General features: G+C 37.1%; 15 protein-coding genes. 4 read left to right on the top strand and 11 right to left on the bottom strand.

Annotated features, from left to right (window positions below; genetic code table 11):
- The first annotated feature begins 33 nt into the window (after positions 1-33).
- The 3 genes from REI64_RS00890 to REI64_RS00880 are packed head-to-tail and all read left to right on the top strand — an operon-like array spanning position 34 to position 1688.
- Positions 34-531: an RNA polymerase sigma factor gene (locus REI64_RS00890; protein ID WP_308848192.1), complete on the top strand. Its 498-nt coding sequence runs from the start codon at positions 34-36 to the stop codon at positions 529-531.
- On the top strand, positions 518-1117 hold the full coding sequence (locus REI64_RS00885; protein WP_308848191.1) for a hypothetical protein: 600 nt from the start codon (positions 518-520) through the stop codon (positions 1115-1117). The genes REI64_RS00890 and REI64_RS00885 overlap by 14 nt, the downstream gene beginning before the upstream one ends.
- Positions 1118-1151: 34 nt before the next feature.
- The gene (locus REI64_RS00880; protein WP_308848190.1) at positions 1152-1688 is read left to right on the top strand and encodes a DUF922 domain-containing protein; all 537 of its coding nucleotides are present in this window, start codon (positions 1152-1154) and stop codon (positions 1686-1688) included.
- A 42-nt stretch (positions 1689-1730) separates the two neighbouring features.
- Here REI64_RS00880 and REI64_RS00875 read toward each other — a convergent pair whose 3' ends face one another.
- The 6 genes from REI64_RS00875 to REI64_RS00850 form a co-directional block, all read right to left on the bottom strand.
- On the bottom strand, positions 1731-2342 hold the full coding sequence (locus REI64_RS00875) for a hypothetical protein (RefSeq protein WP_308848189.1): 612 nt from the start codon (positions 2340-2342) through the stop codon (positions 1731-1733).
- 210 nt (positions 2343-2552) lie between these two features.
- Entirely contained in the window at positions 2553-4469 is a 1917-nt protein-coding gene (locus tag REI64_RS00870; protein ID WP_308848188.1) for a family 20 glycosylhydrolase, read from the bottom strand.
- Between the two features lie 168 nt (positions 4470-4637).
- Positions 4638-5594: a thioredoxin-disulfide reductase gene (gene trxB / locus REI64_RS00865; protein ID WP_308848187.1), complete on the bottom strand. Its 957-nt coding sequence runs from the start codon at positions 5592-5594 to the stop codon at positions 4638-4640.
- A gap of 204 nt (positions 5595-5798) precedes the next feature.
- Positions 5799-6992, bottom strand: a complete 1194-nt coding sequence (locus REI64_RS00860) for a dipeptidase (RefSeq protein WP_375141985.1) — start codon at positions 6990-6992, stop codon at positions 5799-5801.
- A gap of 1 nt (position 6993) precedes the next feature.
- On the bottom strand, positions 6994-7605 hold the full coding sequence (locus REI64_RS00855) for a hypothetical protein (RefSeq protein ID WP_308848186.1): 612 nt from the start codon (positions 7603-7605) through the stop codon (positions 6994-6996).
- 4 nt (positions 7606-7609) lie between these two features.
- Positions 7610-9238 carry an acyl-CoA carboxylase subunit beta gene (locus REI64_RS00850; protein ID WP_308848185.1) on the bottom strand — a complete coding sequence of 543 codons (1629 nt, stop codon included), beginning with the start codon at positions 9236-9238 and terminating at the stop codon, positions 7610-7612.
- 135 nt (positions 9239-9373) lie between these two features.
- Here REI64_RS00850 and REI64_RS00845 point away from each other — a divergent pair, with 135 nt between their 5' ends.
- Complete coding sequence (locus tag REI64_RS00845; protein ID WP_308848184.1) at positions 9374-10081, top strand: hypothetical protein; 708 nt, start codon at positions 9374-9376, stop codon at positions 10079-10081.
- 278 nt (positions 10082-10359) lie between these two features.
- On the opposite strand, the gene REI64_RS00840 is transcribed toward REI64_RS00845, so the two are convergent.
- From REI64_RS00840 to REI64_RS00820, 5 genes are all read right to left on the bottom strand, one after another.
- Positions 10360-10800, bottom strand: a complete 441-nt coding sequence (locus REI64_RS00840; protein WP_308848183.1) for a hypothetical protein — start codon at positions 10798-10800, stop codon at positions 10360-10362.
- Positions 10801-10814: 14 nt separating this feature from the next.
- Positions 10815-12713, bottom strand: a complete 1899-nt coding sequence (locus REI64_RS00835; RefSeq protein WP_308848182.1) for a DUF3289 family protein — start codon at positions 12711-12713, stop codon at positions 10815-10817.
- A gap of 139 nt (positions 12714-12852) precedes the next feature.
- Complete coding sequence (locus REI64_RS00830; protein WP_308848181.1) at positions 12853-13218, bottom strand: CBS domain-containing protein; 366 nt, start codon at positions 13216-13218, stop codon at positions 12853-12855.
- A 153-nt stretch (positions 13219-13371) separates the two neighbouring features.
- Entirely contained in the window at positions 13372-13938 is a 567-nt protein-coding gene (locus REI64_RS00825; protein ID WP_308848180.1) for a hypothetical protein, read from the bottom strand.
- 5 nt (positions 13939-13943) lie between these two features.
- Positions 13944-15752, bottom strand: a complete 1809-nt coding sequence (locus REI64_RS00820) for a hypothetical protein (protein ID WP_308848179.1) — start codon at positions 15750-15752, stop codon at positions 13944-13946.
- Between the last annotated feature and the right edge of the window lie 78 nt (positions 15753-15830).

Here is a 15830-nt window from a genome sequence, read left to right as displayed (position 1 = left end):
TACCTTATTCTAATAGACATATAAAAACGCTAAATGGACCGAAAAGATCAGCTTTTTAAAGAAATTTTCGATAAAAACTCAAAGAAGATATTTCACTTGTGTTATGGATACACAGGCGATGCAGACTCGGCGAACGATCTTTTGCAGGAGACGTTTTTAAAGGTTTGGCAAAATCTGGATAAATTCCGAAACAAATCGTTGATATCTACCTGGATCTACAGAATTGCAGTAAATACATGTTTAACCTATTTACGTTCTGAAAAAAGACAGGCCAAAGATGAGCTTACCGACAATATCATAGAAAATAAAATTGAGGAATATTCTGAAAAAAATGAGCAGGTTGCTCTTTTGTATAAATCTATCTCGCAACTAGAAGAGAACGACCGTCTAATTATAACTATGGTATTGGACGAATTGCCTTATAATGAAATTGCTGAAATTTCGGGAATTAGTGAGGGTAACTTAAGGGTAAAAATACATCGCATTAAACAGAAACTTACTGAAATATACAATCAACATGCAAGAATTTAATCACATAGAAGCATTATGGGCTAAGCATACGGTTGATGTAAAAATATCTGCTGATGATATGCTCAAGCAGGCGAAAAAGGATGTGGGTGCCATCCGCACCAAGTCGCTACTGAACATTCTTGGCATGTCTCTTTCAATTATTGCCGTTGCAGCGGTTTGGCTATTGTATGATTTCACTTCCATAGCAACCCACATAGGTATTAGCATTATTATTTTGGCTGTTACAGTATACACAGTGATATTATACTTTAACCATAGGGTGATTTCCAAAAACGATTTCACCGAGAATCCTAACATATTTCTGCAAAACCTTAAGATTTATCAATTACAAAGGCACCAACTTTACAACAGATTATATTGGTTCTACGCCATTGCATTATCGTTGGGAATGGGGCTTTACTTTTTCGAGATATTACCAAATTTTGAACTTTGGCTACAGGCTTTGATCTTGTTCTTGAGCTTTGGCTGGGTAATTTTCTGTTCTACCCTTTTAAGGAAGGCTGTTATTAAGAGAGACAAGGAAAGAATTGCATTGCTGATAGAAAAATTTGAAAGAATTAGTAATCAATTTAAAGACATAGAATAATTTGGCATAACTTTCGTTCTTGTATGGTTAAATGATGCCCTTAAAGAACATAGCCTTAGTTTTTATTTGTGTAACTGCGCTCGCTTTTACACCACATGAACGTATCGCTCCCGAGCGATTAGATTGGGATACCCACTTTAGAGCTACTCCAGATCCGAACTCTAACTACGCTGCCGTTACCAGTACTATTTGGCAGTATGGCTACCGTTCAACTATTAGAGGCAATAACTTACAAATTGATTTTAATTTTTTGGGCGGTGTAGATGCGAATAGATCGTGGGTGAAGCGAGATAAAATTAGAAATAGAAATGTAAGCAAGACCTTGCTAAACCATGAACAAGGGCATGTTTACATCAACTTTCTTTTATTGAAAAATGGGGAGCAGATCTTGAAAAACCAAGGCTATACCATACAGAACTATAAGCGTTTGGTAGATAAGACAGCTAAAGACGTATCTAAATTTTATAACGATATGCAAGAACGTTATGACAAAGAAACCAAACACGGCTCTGATTTAGAAGTGCAACAAAAATGGGATGCGTTTTTTGAACAAGAGTTAGCGAAGTTTTAATTCGATCCTCCATCTCCTCCAAAAATGAGCTAAACAAAAACTTTATTCTTCGCGAGGTTTTACTTCCGAAGAAGAAAAGCTGTTGCCAGACAAACGATATTTCAATGTTTTCACTAAAGTAGTGGTTTTGCCACTATCAGTTTGAACAATTGGCACTGACCTGAATAACTCTCCGTGTTTTACGAAAAACTTATCATCTCCTTGATAACCTTTTTGGCTGCTAACACCCGGAAAACTAATTTTATTGAAGTCGTTATTGAATTCGTATACATTAACGTCGGCCACGTTTTTGCGCACTAAAGTTTGCACATAAATTTCTGGATTGCCATCGTTATCTAAATCCATGTTCCAAGCATCGGTAATAATCCCCTGTCTTTCAACAGAAATAGACTTATAATTTTGTTTCGTGGAGTCAGACATCAGAATTAAAAAACCGCCAACGCTATCTACACCCTTACCCCAACTCACTACTTCAAAATAGTAACCAGGTTTTATCTCAATGCTTTTATAGAATGGAAAAGGGTTTGGAGCTTTTGTTGTTTCTACCACTTTTTGTTCTACAGCGGCAGGTTTATCGTTATTAGTACAAGCGACCATCATCATAGACACCGCTACAATTGCGAATGCAGATTTTAATAAATCTTTCAAAACCATTTGTTGTAAATTTTAGAATGCCAATTTATACGTTTTACTGATTTTTTGCAACATAAAATATTGTTAATAACCACGAAGGCACAAAGAACACTAAGATTAATTTGGTAATATTTCTGGTCGATCGTCATTTCGAGCGTAGTGGAGAAATCTTTAAATTTTAGGTCAAAGATTTCTCCACTCACTGCGTTCGGTCGAAATGACGATTATAAGTTACTTAACTTTTGCTTCTACAGCACCATTATTGAATACTGTTTCGGCAACTATACTTCTTTTTCCACTCGGCGTAATTACAATTGTTTTCAACACCTTTTGTTGTCCTTGTGGGACATTAATTTTTAAAGGAGCGTTATATTCAGCTGCATTTTCTGATGGACGGTACCCATCTAAAGTGTAGTAAATTTTTGCACCTGTTATTGGAGATTTCAACTCAACTACGTGATTTTCGCCATTAACAGCTTTGTCTGGCTGACCAACTGCTGGTGGTACCCAGTAATTGGTGTTAGTTTTGTCCAATTTAGCCAAGTGTAACGACAAACGCTCTTCACTAAAATTTTTGATGTCTTTTCTGTTTAAAGGTGTCCAAGCTATTTCTGCCAGAGCGTACACTCTCGGAAACAACATATACTCTGCTTTAGCAGGTGTTTCGATGTATTCTGTCCATAAGTTTGCTTGTACACCTTTGATATATTTCTTTTGATCTTCGGTTAACACAGCAGGAACTGGATCGTAGTTATAAACTTTGCTGTAATGCGCAAAACCTTTTCCTTTTCTACCAATCGTTAGGGGTTCATCTTCTGCTACAGATTGCTTATGGTCGAAGTACAAACCATTGGTACTAGGCGTCATCAATACATCGTGGTTTTGTTGCGCAGCTTCTATGCCTCCTTTCTCTCCTCTCCAACTCATTACGGTAGCATTTGGCGCTAAACCACCTTCTAAAATCTCATCCCATCCAATAATAGAGCGACCTTTGCCATTCAAGTATTTTTCTATCCTTTGGATGAAATAGCTTTGTAGCTCGTGTTCATCTTTCAAACCTTTTTCTTTAATGAGCTGCTGACAAAATTCAGACTCTTTCCAGTATTTTTTCGGAGCTTCATCACCACCAATATGGATATATTTTGATGGAAAAATAGCAATCACTTCATCCAATACATTCTCTAAAAACTTGAAAGTATTCTCTGAAGGCACAAAGATGTCATCAAAAACGCCCCAAGTTTGCTGCACCTGCTTGCCAGTTCTAGAACCAGACCAAGGCCAATCTTTACCGATGTAGGTGTCCCTATCTGGAAACACGCTTAACTCTGGATAAGCCGCAATTGCAGCCGAAGCGTGACCTGGCAACTCGATTTCAGGAATTACATTGATGTACCTTGCCGCAGCATAAGCTACAATTTCTTTTGCTTCTGCCTGTGTGTAGTAACCTTTATAAACTTCATTATCAGTACCACCACTACCCGGATAATTACCAATAATTGTTCCGTTTCTGCTAGCTCCTACTTCAGTAAGTTTTGGGTATTTTTTGATTTCCAATCTCCAACCTTGGTCTTCGGTTAAGTGCCAATGGAAGTTGTTTAATTTATAGGCTGCCATTACATCGATGTATTTTTTAAGGAATGACATGGGAAAGAAATGACGACCAACATCTAAATGTAAACCACGGTAGCTGAAACGCGGATAATCATTAATTTCTACGTTTGGAATATGAATTTTGCCATCTGTAGATTTATCTGGCGTTAGCTGCATTAACGACTGCAAAGCATAAAACAAGCCTGCATCTTTTCCTATCAACTTAATTTTATTGGCGCTTACTTTAATTTGATAGCCTTCGCTCGGCAGCTGATCTGCTCCAACGCTGGTAATTTCTATAGCTTTTTGTCCAGCAGCAAGTGTTTGCACTACACGTAGATTTAGTCCTTTAGTGGCAGCAAAAGACTTCAACGTCTCTGCAATTTTAGCATTTTTAGGATTGGCACTTAGGATTACCACTGTTTTATCAAAAGCGAAAGTTCCACTTCCTTTTTGAATAGCTACTGGAGCAGGTATGATCCCCAAATTAACATCAGTCTGCGCATTTGAACTTGATAGTATAAATGCTGCAACAGCTGTTAGAAACAACTTTTTCATTCTTTTTGGTTTAATTTATGGTTTGGTATTATGAGCTTTAGGTTTAATGTCACCTAACGGATTACAAGATAAATATTTAAACGTTTAGTCAAAAGAAAATAACTCAAAACATAAAAAAACCTTTCTAAACTAAATTAGAAAGGTTTCAAAATATCAATATTGATAAGCTTATTTAGTATCAGCTTTGGCCGCCAAATATCTTTCTGCATCAAGTGCTGCCATACAGCCAGAACCAGCTGCAGTAACAGCTTGTCTGTAAATACTATCCTGCACATCGCCGCACGCAAATACACCTTCTATATTTGTTTTCGAAGTGCCTGGAACGGTCTGAAGATAACCAGTATCGTCCATATCTAGCCAACCTTTAAAGATATCTGTATTAGGTTTATGACCAATTGCCACAAAAAATCCTTCTACATCTAAAGTCCTAGCTTCTTCTGTTTTATGGTTAAATACGTTTACGCCAGTTACATTTTTACCGTTACCGATAATTTCTGTGGTTTGTGTATCGTAAAGTACTTCGATGTTTTCTGTACTTAGTACTCGGTGAACCATCGCTTTTGAAGCACGGAACTCGTCTCTACGCACCAACATATATACTTTTTTACAAAGCTTTGCCAAGTAAGTTGCTTCTTCTGCAGCGGTATCTCCAGCGCCCACAATAGCCACGGTTTGTCCTTTAAAGAAAAAACCATCGCAAACGGCGCAAGCAGATACACCAAAACCGTTATATTGTTGCTCGCTTGGCAAACCCAACCATTTTGCTTTAGCGCCAGTGGCAATAATTACAGTATCTGCTAAAATAGTTTTGCTTTCATCTACAGTAACTTTGTGAGGCAATGATGAGAAATCTACAGAGCTTACATAACCAAAACGAATTTGAGTACCAAAACGCTCTGCTTGGTTTTTAAAGTCTTCCATCATTTCTGGCCCCATAATTCCGTTAGGATAGCCCGGAAAGTTATCTACATCTGTAGTTTGGGTTAACTGACCGCCCATTTCCATGCCAGTGTACATTACTGGTTTTAAATCGGCCCTAGCTGCATAGATTGCGGCTGTATAACCTGCTGGACCTGATCCTATAATAAGGCACTCTACGTGCTCTAGTTCTTCTTGTTGTGACATTGTGTGTAATTTGTGATGCAAATTTAAGTTTTAAGCGCTAAAGCGCAACACTTGTGGAGAAAGATGAAATTGTGGAGATAATTCAGTAGTTGGGTTAACTGATGAATTGTTTAAATCGGTTAATCGCTTTTACTAGAAAGTAGGCTATTGAAAAAATTGACAAGTAATCAATCACCGGTTAACCGATTTAAACAGTTAACCAATTTAGTTCCCTTTATTCGCTTTCAATATCCTTATAAAATTACCGCCCAAAATCTTTTGGATATCAGCTTCGCTGTAACCTCTTTTTACAAGGGCTTCGGTTATTTTAGGAAAATCAGCTACGCTATCCATCCCTTGAGGGAAAGACTCAGCGCCATCAAAATCGGCACCAATGCCCACATGATCTACACCTATTAATTTAACCACATAGTCGATATGATCTATCACTCTTTCTACTCTTGGTCTATTGGCATCTGCTTCATCTTTGTACATTGAAATCAACGTATCTATCGCTTTAGATCTACCATATTTTTCGCTTAGTGTTTTAAGTTCTGGCTTATGTTTAATCAAAAAATTTTGCTGCTTTGCAGAATAAGTTGGATCTAAAAAGCCACTGTAAAAATTGATGGAGATTACCCCACCATTTTTTCCAACAGCTTTGATTTGCTCGTCTTTTAAGTTTCTCGGCACTGGATTAATACCATAAACACAACTGTGTGATACTAGAACTGGCTTTGTAGAAAGATTAATCGCATCGAAAAAAGTTTGTTCGCCAACGTGAGATAAATCTACCAAAACACCCAATTCGTTTAGCTTTCTCACCACCGATTTTCCAAAGTCGTTTAAACCCGGCATAGCGATTTCGCCTTTGGTTTCCTGCGCTGCAGAACTTGCCCACGGCGTGCTGTTATTCCAAGTTAGCGTAAGATAGATCATGCCTCTTTTGGCCAAAGCTTCCAGCTTACCAAGATCATTCTCTATCATGTGGCCACCTTCTACGCCAATTAGCGCAGCCAATTTTTGTTGCTTAACCGCAGTTTCTAACTGTTGTGCGTTGTTCACCAAAGTGATTTTTTCGGGATATCTCTTAATTAAAGCATATAAAGAGTCGATTTGACGGTTAGCTAAGTCGAAGCCACCTTTTTCATCGCACCAAATAGAAAAAACTTGCGCATCAAGACCGCCTTGCTTGGCTCTAACCAAATCAAAATTACCTGTGCTTTGCAGTTGACCAATATCGATCCCAGATTGAATTTGATTATATAAAATATCGCCGTGGGTATCAATCATTATAGCCTTTTGATGGATTTTAGCCGAATTTTGAGCAAAACTTGCGCTTTCGAAACAAACGACAAAAGTTAATAACAGCAGAGTTTTGATTGTAAATTTTTGGTTTATTGAAAACGATATGTTCATTTTATTCGATCTCTAAAATTTCTGACCTTTTTAGTTTAGTGGTACTGATCAATTTATCATCCTCAAAAACATCCTTTACTTTTTTCTTCAGATCGTACCACGTTCCAGTCTTAAGTCCAAACTTGTACTGTCCTACAAATAAGCGTCTTCCTTTATGGTTAAAGAAAGCGGTTTCTCCATCCAATTTACCATTTTTATAGGTACGATATCCCATTATGGCACCATCAGGAAAATAATCTGTCCACTTACCTTCTTCCAAACCATCTACATATTCTCCTTGTTGCGAAATGTATCTATCTGTTGTTGGATTTTTAAAGTTGGTGAAATTCTGATAGTTATAATCGTAAATACTACTATAAAAAATAAATTTACCTTGAGGCTTAGTCAACTGCTCATCTTTATAAGCTCCAGAAAACATCAGGTTGTCGTCTAGGTCATATCTCTTCAACACCCATAAATCTTCGCCACTTAACTTTCCATAAACACCATACGAAGTCGCTCTATCTTTATCTGTAGTTATGCGGTTACCAGTAAAATAAATAGGTTTTGCTTGTGCAAAAGCATTTATTACAACAAAGCATACCAAGAACATCAATAAATTAAATCTTAACATATCATTAGGTTTGAATAATTCCAACATTAAAAGGTTTTTGAATGGGCGATTGGTTAGCAGCTTCGATACCCATCGAAATTACCTTCCTCGTTTCCAGAGGATCTATCACACCATCAACCCATAAACGCGATGCCGCATAATATGGTGTGGTTTGCGCATTGTATTTATCCGTAACTTGTTTTAGCAATTCATCTCGCTTGTCTTCTGCTAACGTCTCACCCTTACCTTTAAGTGCACTTTCTTGTATTTGTAACAATACTTTTGCTGCTTGTGCACCACCCATTACGGCAATTTTAGCACTTGGCCATGCGTAAATCAACCTCGGATCGTAAGCCTTACCGCACATGGCATAGTTGCCAGCACCGTAAGAGTTGCCAACTACAATGGTAAATTTAGGTACCACCGAATTGGAAACAGCATTTACCATTTTAGCACCATCTTTAATAATGCCGCCTTGCTCTGATCTACTGCCTACCATGAAACCGGTAACATCTTGTAAAAAAACCAAAGGGATTTTCTTTTGGTTGCAGTTCATAATGAACCGACTGGCTTTATCGGCACTGTCTGAATAGATTACACCGCCAAACTGCATCTCCCCCTTTTTCGACTTTACCACTTTACGCTGATTGGCCACAATTCCCACGGCCCAACCATCTATACGAGCCAATCCGCAAATTAAACTCTGACCGTACAATTCCTTATATTCTTCAAACTCAGAATTGTCTACCAAACGCAGAATAATTTCCTTCATATCAAAAGGTTTTTCGCGGTTATCAGGTAAAATTCCGTAAATATCTTCTTCGTTTAGTTTTGGCAAAGCCGATTTAATCCTATCGAAGCCGGCATTTTGCGGCGCACCTAACATACTCATGATGTTTCGAATACTATCTAAACAAGCTTGGTCGTTAGGATGTTTGTAATCGGTAACGCCCGAAATTTCGCAGTGCGTTGTAGCACCGCCCAAAGTTTCATTATCAATGTCTTCGCCTATGGCCGATTTCACTAAATACGAACCCGCTAAAAATACCGAACCAGTTCCGTCAACAATCATTGCTTCATCGCTCATGATAGGCAAATAAGCGCCACCAGCTACGCAAGAACCCATAATGGCAGAGATTTGAACGATTCCTTCTGAAGACATGATGGCATTGTTTCTGAAAATACGTCCGAAGTGTTCTTTATCGGGGAAAATTTCATCTTGCATAGGCAGATAAACACCTGCACTGTCTACCAAATAGATAATCGGTAGACGGTTTTCCATCGCTATTTCTTGTGCCCTAAGGTTCTTTTTTGCTGTCATTGGAAACCAAGCACCAGCTTTTACTGTAGCATCATTTGCCACCACCACGCATTGCCTGCCCGAAACATAGCCAATTTTAACTACTACGCCTGCACTTGGGCAACCACCTTCGGCTTCGTACATTCCTTCGGCAGCAAAAGCACCAACTTCAATTACAGGTTTATCTTTATCTAGCAAATAATCAACTCTTTCTCTTGCTAGCAGTTTACCCTTTTCTTTTTGTTTTGCTGCACTTTTTTCTCCACCGCCCAAATGAACTTTTTTGAGTTTCATTTTCAGCTCGTAAACCTGCTGCTTATTATAATCTTCGTTTTTATTAAATGTCAAATCCATATAGGTTGATTATATTTTGGTTCTTTTCTTTACCACATAGACACATAGAATATAAAAGTTATAAGCTATGTGACTATGTGGTTAAGTATTGAGCGTACTAATATGCTAAAATAGTATTTTAAGCGTTGGTATGGCATGAGATGGCTGATATTTTTTCTGTTACTTTCGGTGGCGAACCCCAGTTTTGCACAAAAATTCAATTTTCCCAGGCTTGTAACACAGGGCGATACACTCAATGACCTCAGCCCAAAAAACTGGAAGATTATTGATACAGCTTTTGGTGATTTGAATAATGACAAGCTACAAGACCTCGCAATCATTTTAGAATACAATACTGCAGTAGATGAAGACAGGGCATACGGGAACTACGAAATAGAGCTTATTCGCGAAACGCAAAAGCCCAGAATTTTAGCCATCTACTTTAAAACTGGCAATAAATATCGTTTAGCTGCCCAAAACAACAATTTCATTTTACGTTCTGAAGAAGGCGGTAAAATGGGTGATCCCTTAAAAGGAATGCGCATTGATAGCAATAAATTGGCACTTTCTTTTGAAGGCGGTAACGATTGGCGCTGGAAATTGAACTACGAATTTGCATACCAGCAAAAACAATGGAATTTGGTAGCAGCCAATAATGTGTACTATCATAAAGACAGTGGCGAAATGGTGGATAAGCAGTATGATTTTGTCGATAGAACCATCAAAACAGTGGTAGGCAGTATATTTAACCGCAATATCATTAACAGTACCGACGAAGATATTCTGGTTTTTAGTCAGCCGCGTACGTTAAACGATTTTAAAAAACCTTGGACCTGGGAGGTTACGAAGGATAATTATTTGTAGAAATTAAAAACTTACGAAGTTTCGAAAACTTCGTAAGTCTCTTTGCAATTCATCCCTTTATCGCATTAATAATATCGTACTGCGTAATAATATCAAATTTACCATCTTCTAGTTCTACTAAGACAGCGCATAAAGACAAAAAAATGAAAATATTTCTTTTTATAATTATTTAAATTTTTAATATCTGCCCCCAACACTACTTTTAATCACAACTTTGGTTACAAATGGCTTACAGGTCCTAGTGTGTTGCAACAACCAACCAAGCACCAAAGCGAACCTTAATCTTCCCTTATCATTTCCTCCCCCCTTGTCATTTCAAGACCATTAAATTTGAATTTCCCTGACCATCTACCTTTACTCCATACATACATGAACATTTGGTCATTAACAAATGTATATCTATCAAAGTCTTTTGGATTATTCTTCAAATTTTCAATATTTGTTTCATTTGAATGGTTGTACATGAGTATTTTATATTCTGCGTACATGGTATCTAAAATTTTATTTTTATAGGCAAAACTATCTATTGTTCTCTCATTCTTAAGATTATCTTTATAATTTTTAACAATGTAGAGGTCTTTTCTATAATAATAAGGTATTCCATTGTCCATTATCGTATCAATCTTTGAGAATTGTTCGAGTTTCTCAAACTCCAATGACTTTTGCTCACAAGCCGTCAAAGCGAATAAAGACAAAAAAATAAAAATATTTCTTTTCATAATTATTTAAATTTTTAATACCTGCCCCCAACACTACTTTTAATTACAACTTTGGTTACAAATGGCTTATAGGCCCTAGTGTGTTGCAACAACCACCAAGCCGCAAAGCCCCTATGCTTTGCTTGATATTTCAAGGCGTCTGCTTTATCCAAACCAAAATGGTCAATTATGGTTACTTCTACATCTGCAGACCATAACACACCACCTTCAGTTTTAAAGTTAAGCAATTTTATTTCGTGTGCTTCGGTGTCGTTAATGGCTATCTGTAACCCTGAAAATTTATTCCAACCGCTATTAAATATTGGTCTAATATCATTAGTTTCTAATTTGATTACATTATCAATATTGCCATTTACTTCAGTTAATTCCCCACTTAAACGTTCTCCAAATCTTCTCAAAAAATTTTGATACTGTACAGATTGTTTTACGTGGGCTGTAAGTGTGGCATTTTCAAAAGTACCTCCAATGTTGTTTTCAAATCTATCAATCATTAAACCTGTTACCGTACGCATTTCTGGACTAAGAATAGAAGTTTTCCACATTAGATCCCTCATGTTACTGAATAACGTCTGTGTGGGCAGGCTTATTTGTGTGGAAAAAATACCTGCCGTATTTCCATTTGTTCCATATTGCAAATCTTCTGGGTTATTACCATGTCTTTTTGGAGCACTACCAATTACTCTATTCTGGTTTTGAGGAGCATTGTCAGGTACATTGCCAATTTCTATTCCATTATTTATTAATGGTTCTTCTGTAATATTAGCAGGAGGATTATTTATTCCAGAAAATTCATTAGCATCAAAAAAGATATGATAATCAAATCCAGTATTAACAGTCAAATACGCCACCGCCCAACTTGCAAAGTTTTTGCTATCTATAGAGTTCCCATTAGCGTTGAGGTAGCTTTGCAATTGTAATACCAACATAGCGTCGTTATTCAGCAAATTCATTTGATGTGCGTCAGCAATTTCCAATTGTATAATTAATTGTTGAGCCGCAGTTAGGGGCTGCCCACTATTTCCATCTCCGCTACATGGAATTAAAAACTCCTCTCCCGTATCAGAAAATGCACTGCAGGGATCATAATTCTCAGGTGGTGTAGGTGTAGTGTTATTAGGCGGGTAACCACTACTACCTCCACCACCATCTCCATTACCGCCACCGCCACCGCCACATTCATACGCTATGCTCATAATCATATCAACATAGGGAGCGCCAGGACCACCATCATTTTGGCAAGGCTCTCCTGGCCAGTGCATATTATCACCTGTACCGGTGCAGGGCCTATCAATAAAAATATATACCGTATAAGATGTGCATATTGAAGACTGCACCTGTCTTGTATCATTCTTATTTTGTGTGTTTACATTGCCATTAAGATCAATAGGCATATGCCTTATCAACCCATTAAATTCAACAGACCTATTTTTCTTCCAATTATCAATCCAATACTTAGTAGGCTTGTAAGTGGTAATAAATGCTTTTGTAACACCATTAATCTGTTGTAAGGTTAAATTGTGAAACATAGCCGACTTAGAACCTTTGTTGCTTAGTCTAAGTATATAACTCACGGTATCGCCGACTGCTAACCTTTTAACGCTATCGGCATCAATAGCAAGCCCAGAAAGAATATTTGTTGAAGAAGTATTAATTTGTCTACTGCCATTCGGAGTGCTGTTCAACACTTCCTCCAGCTTACCCGTACCCTTCAGCTGTATACTAGAGAGGAACTGCCTATAATCGATAGTTTTGACACTAACTCGTCCTACAACTTCAGGACGAGATACCGGAATTTCAGCAGTTAAAATCTCCTTTTTACAAGAGTTGAAAATAAAGATCGCTAAAATGGAAAATAATAGTGTTTTTAACACGCTCGCAAATGATTTTGCTTCATTCATGGAGAACGTTGTCATAATTTAGTTAATTGTTTGATTAAAACTAAATTAGATAATCGATTTGGCATAATCAAACAATAAAACAAAAAGCTTACACATTTCAAAAATAAAATCTTAAATTATGTAAGCCTTCGAAATAATATCACATTTTCTAATTCTACCCTTTTATCGCATTAATAATATCGTACTGCGTAATAATATCAAACTTGCCATCTTCTAGTTCTACTAAAACGGCACCATTATCTTTATTAATTAGGGATGATAACCTATCTATTGAGGTGTTTAAATCTACAAATGGAAAAGTTGCTCCCATAATACTTTCTACCTTTGCAGATTTTACGCTTGAGTTTTCCAATAATGCACTCAAAATATCGCTTTCTTCTAATTTACCAACCAGCATTCCTTTTTGTGTTACTGGAATTTGGGAAATATTCAAGGTACTCATGGTATTAAAAGCTTCAGAAACGGTTTCCCCCTGGTTTAAGTGTTCTGAAAGATCATTTAAACCTTCTTTGTAAACCAAGGTCTCCAGACCGAAATATAGCTCCTGCTTGTTTTTGCTACATTATTTCCTAACTACTACTATTACCAGGTGAAGTCCTCAGTTCATCGTTAGATTTAAGTCGCCTTGCGTAACACTTAAACAAGTTGGGAAAGGATATTCCTTAACCAGCCGTTATTGATAACAGCCTATATAATCTATTAGCCAATTCCCTTTCTCCCTAGTTAGGGTAAAGAGCATTTTGGTATAAGTCTGAGAAATGTTAAACTTTGCGATTGCTTTATTTTCGATAATTAGAACTTCCTCCAATTTCCCTTCATCAATGTGAACTAAAATTTGCTCTGGCTCAAAAGTTTGGAGAATAAAATCTAGATCAAGGCCATCTATTTTTACAATACTTCCAACACTAACAGGTGGACTTGTTTTTAAAATTTTATCTATCTCATAAAAGTATCCTCGCAAGTTATTTAAATATGTTTCTGAAAAAAAATTACTTGATCTCAAAAAGTCTAGATATCTTTCAACTCCTACTTTATTTACTACTCGCTTTTTTAATTTTTTAGATACAGCCAATTCCTTTATAAGAGTATAATGTTTAGGACTAGAATCATGAAGATGATTAACTTTATGCCATTTTAAAAGACTAATAATACTTTGATTAATCGAATCTCGTGGCGTCTGTTGTGCATTTATATTTAAAGAAATTCCAACGAAAATAATGATATAAAATATTTTTTTCATAAAAATCATTTTTTAATGCTCTTTCTTATTTGCGTAACGACAAAATCATGATGCCCTGTTAAATTAGCATATTGACTTTTAGTTTTTCCAGAAATCTTTCCTGTAGTTGAGTCGAAATACAATTTATTCTCTTTACTTGCTCCCAGCCAAGCATAATTAGTAGAACTATCATAGAACTGAAAATATTTACCTTTGTTGTCAGTTCCCATACCAACAATTACTATAAAATGATCTGTTGTATTATCGGCGTTTGATGATCCAGCCCTAACATCGACTCCCACAAGTACAGGAATACTATTAGATAGGGCGTTCATTATATAACTGATTCCCTCTCGTGCCTTTATCAAGTTTACTGAAGTTCCTTGGTAAGCTTGAAATATTTGAGGGGAATTTACATAATAACCTCCAACAGTGTAACCTTTTTTAGCTAATTGCTCCTTTGCTAAAACAAAACAGTTTTCAATCACTGGTGGATTAGTGCCTGGAATATATCTATTGGGTACAAATTTTTCATAGTTAATTATGGGAGAAATAGTAGGCCAAGGTTGGTTATCTTGATATTGTTGGTAAACAGTTTGGTCTAGGTCAACCAACATTTCATTATCAGGGTCTGTCCAACTACCATTTGGATCTGCCACAAGTTCTGTACCCGTTGGAAAGAATTCTGTTAAAAATTGATTAATATTTATTGATGGACTAACCGTCAAATACGCCACTGCCCAACCTACAAAATCCTTACTCTCCAAAGATTTACCATTTGCATTATGATAATTTTGTAATTGTGTTACCAAATCAGGGTTTGCAGCAAGAAAACTCATTTGGGTAGCATTTGTAACATCCAAATCTTCAACCAATTGCTCCAGTGCAGTTAAAGGCAATCCAGTACCATTATCTTCACACGGAATAGCATATTCTTCACCAGTATCAGAAAATGCGGTACATGGTCTATAATCGCGAGGCGGTATAGGTGTAGTATTACCGTTATTATTGCCATTGTTATTATTTCCGCCATTGTTGTTGCCTCCACCCGTTCCATCGCCAGGAGTGCCCGGAGTGCCGGAACCGCCGGTATAAGAGCAATCTGTTTGTAAACTTGCTACCAGCTCACTATAAGGAGCTCCAGGCTTACCATCCAACTGACAAGTTTCATCAGGCCAATGCTGGTCGGAACCCTCACCAATACATGGATAATCAACCCTATAGTAAACGGTGTAGGTTTCGCACTCCCAACCTGTTTGAATAGCCCTATTACCTACCGTACCGCTCCCATTCCCTTCAAAAGAAACACGGGAGAAACCTATTTTCCCCGTAAATGGCACAAACATGCCTTTTCTTTTTTGGTCTATCCAGTTCTTGCTGGGTTTATAGGTGGTGACAAATGCCTGTACATTTTCCCCATGTTGCGCTATGGTAAGGTTGTAAAAAGTAGCAGAGCGCTCGGCACCATGTTTTATACTAAGTACATAGCTTAAGGTATCGCCTACCTTAAGTACATCAACACTATCGGCAGAGATGGAAAATCCAGAAAGAATACCAAAAGAAGTGCTGTTAATTTGTCTGTTCCCATCGGGAGCCTTTGTAAGTAATTGCCCAAGTGTGCCTGTACTGGCAACATCAACTTTAGAAAGAAAGCTTTGGTAGCTCATCTTCTTTAGGCTAACCTTACCCGAAGCAGCCCTTATTTCAGCACCACCGCTGTCTTGTAATAATTCTTTCTTACAGGAGTTGAAGAGGAAAACGATAAAAATTAAAAAGGTAAATTTTGTTAAGCCGACAAGTAGTTTTGTGGCGTTCACGGAGAACGTTGTTTTCATAAGATTTTGACTTGGTTTATTTTTTTCAAATTAAATAAACGATTTGGCATAATCAAAAAATAAAGCAAAAAGCTTACA

Origin of the sequence: Pedobacter sp., assembly GCF_031119335.1 — a bacterium.
GTDB lineage: Bacteria > Bacteroidota > Bacteroidia > Sphingobacteriales > Sphingobacteriaceae > Pedobacter.
Note: the sequence above shows the minus strand (reverse complement) of the source record. Positions and strands in the feature narration are given on the sequence as shown.

Excerpts from the sequence above, each read along its gene's own strand:
- trxB (WP_308848187.1), bottom strand. The coding sequence starts at position 5,594 with ATGTCACAACAAGAAGAACTAGAGCACGTAGAGTGCCTTATTATAGGA.
- REI64_RS00860 (WP_375141985.1), bottom strand. The coding sequence starts at position 6,992 with ATGAACATATCGTTTTCAATAAACCAAAAATTTACAATCAAAACTCTG.
- REI64_RS00825 (WP_308848180.1), bottom strand. The coding sequence starts at position 13,938 with ATGAAAAAAATATTTTATATCATTATTTTCGTTGGAATTTCTTTAAAT.
- REI64_RS00880 (WP_308848190.1), top strand. The coding sequence starts at position 1,152 with ATGCCCTTAAAGAACATAGCCTTAGTTTTTATTTGTGTAACTGCGCTC.
- REI64_RS00885 (WP_308848191.1), top strand. The coding sequence starts at position 518 with ATGCAAGAATTTAATCACATAGAAGCATTATGGGCTAAGCATACGGTT.
- REI64_RS00875 (WP_308848189.1), bottom strand. The coding sequence starts at position 2,342 with ATGGTTTTGAAAGATTTATTAAAATCTGCATTCGCAATTGTAGCGGTG.
- REI64_RS00890 (WP_308848192.1), top strand. The coding sequence starts at position 34 with ATGGACCGAAAAGATCAGCTTTTTAAAGAAATTTTCGATAAAAACTCA.
- REI64_RS00840 (WP_308848183.1), bottom strand. The coding sequence starts at position 10,800 with ATGAAAAGAAATATTTTTATTTTTTTGTCTTTATTCGCTTTGACGGCT.
- REI64_RS00820 (WP_308848179.1), bottom strand. The coding sequence starts at position 15,752 with ATGAAAACAACGTTCTCCGTGAACGCCACAAAACTACTTGTCGGCTTA.
- REI64_RS00850 (WP_308848185.1), bottom strand. The coding sequence starts at position 9,238 with ATGGATTTGACATTTAATAAAAACGAAGATTATAATAAGCAGCAGGTT.
- REI64_RS00845 (WP_308848184.1), top strand. The coding sequence starts at position 9,374 with ATGAGATGGCTGATATTTTTTCTGTTACTTTCGGTGGCGAACCCCAGT.
- REI64_RS00855 (WP_308848186.1), bottom strand. The coding sequence starts at position 7,605 with ATGTTAAGATTTAATTTATTGATGTTCTTGGTATGCTTTGTTGTAATA.
- REI64_RS00835 (WP_308848182.1), bottom strand. The coding sequence starts at position 12,713 with ATGACAACGTTCTCCATGAATGAAGCAAAATCATTTGCGAGCGTGTTA.
- REI64_RS00870 (WP_308848188.1), bottom strand. The coding sequence starts at position 4,469 with ATGAAAAAGTTGTTTCTAACAGCTGTTGCAGCATTTATACTATCAAGT.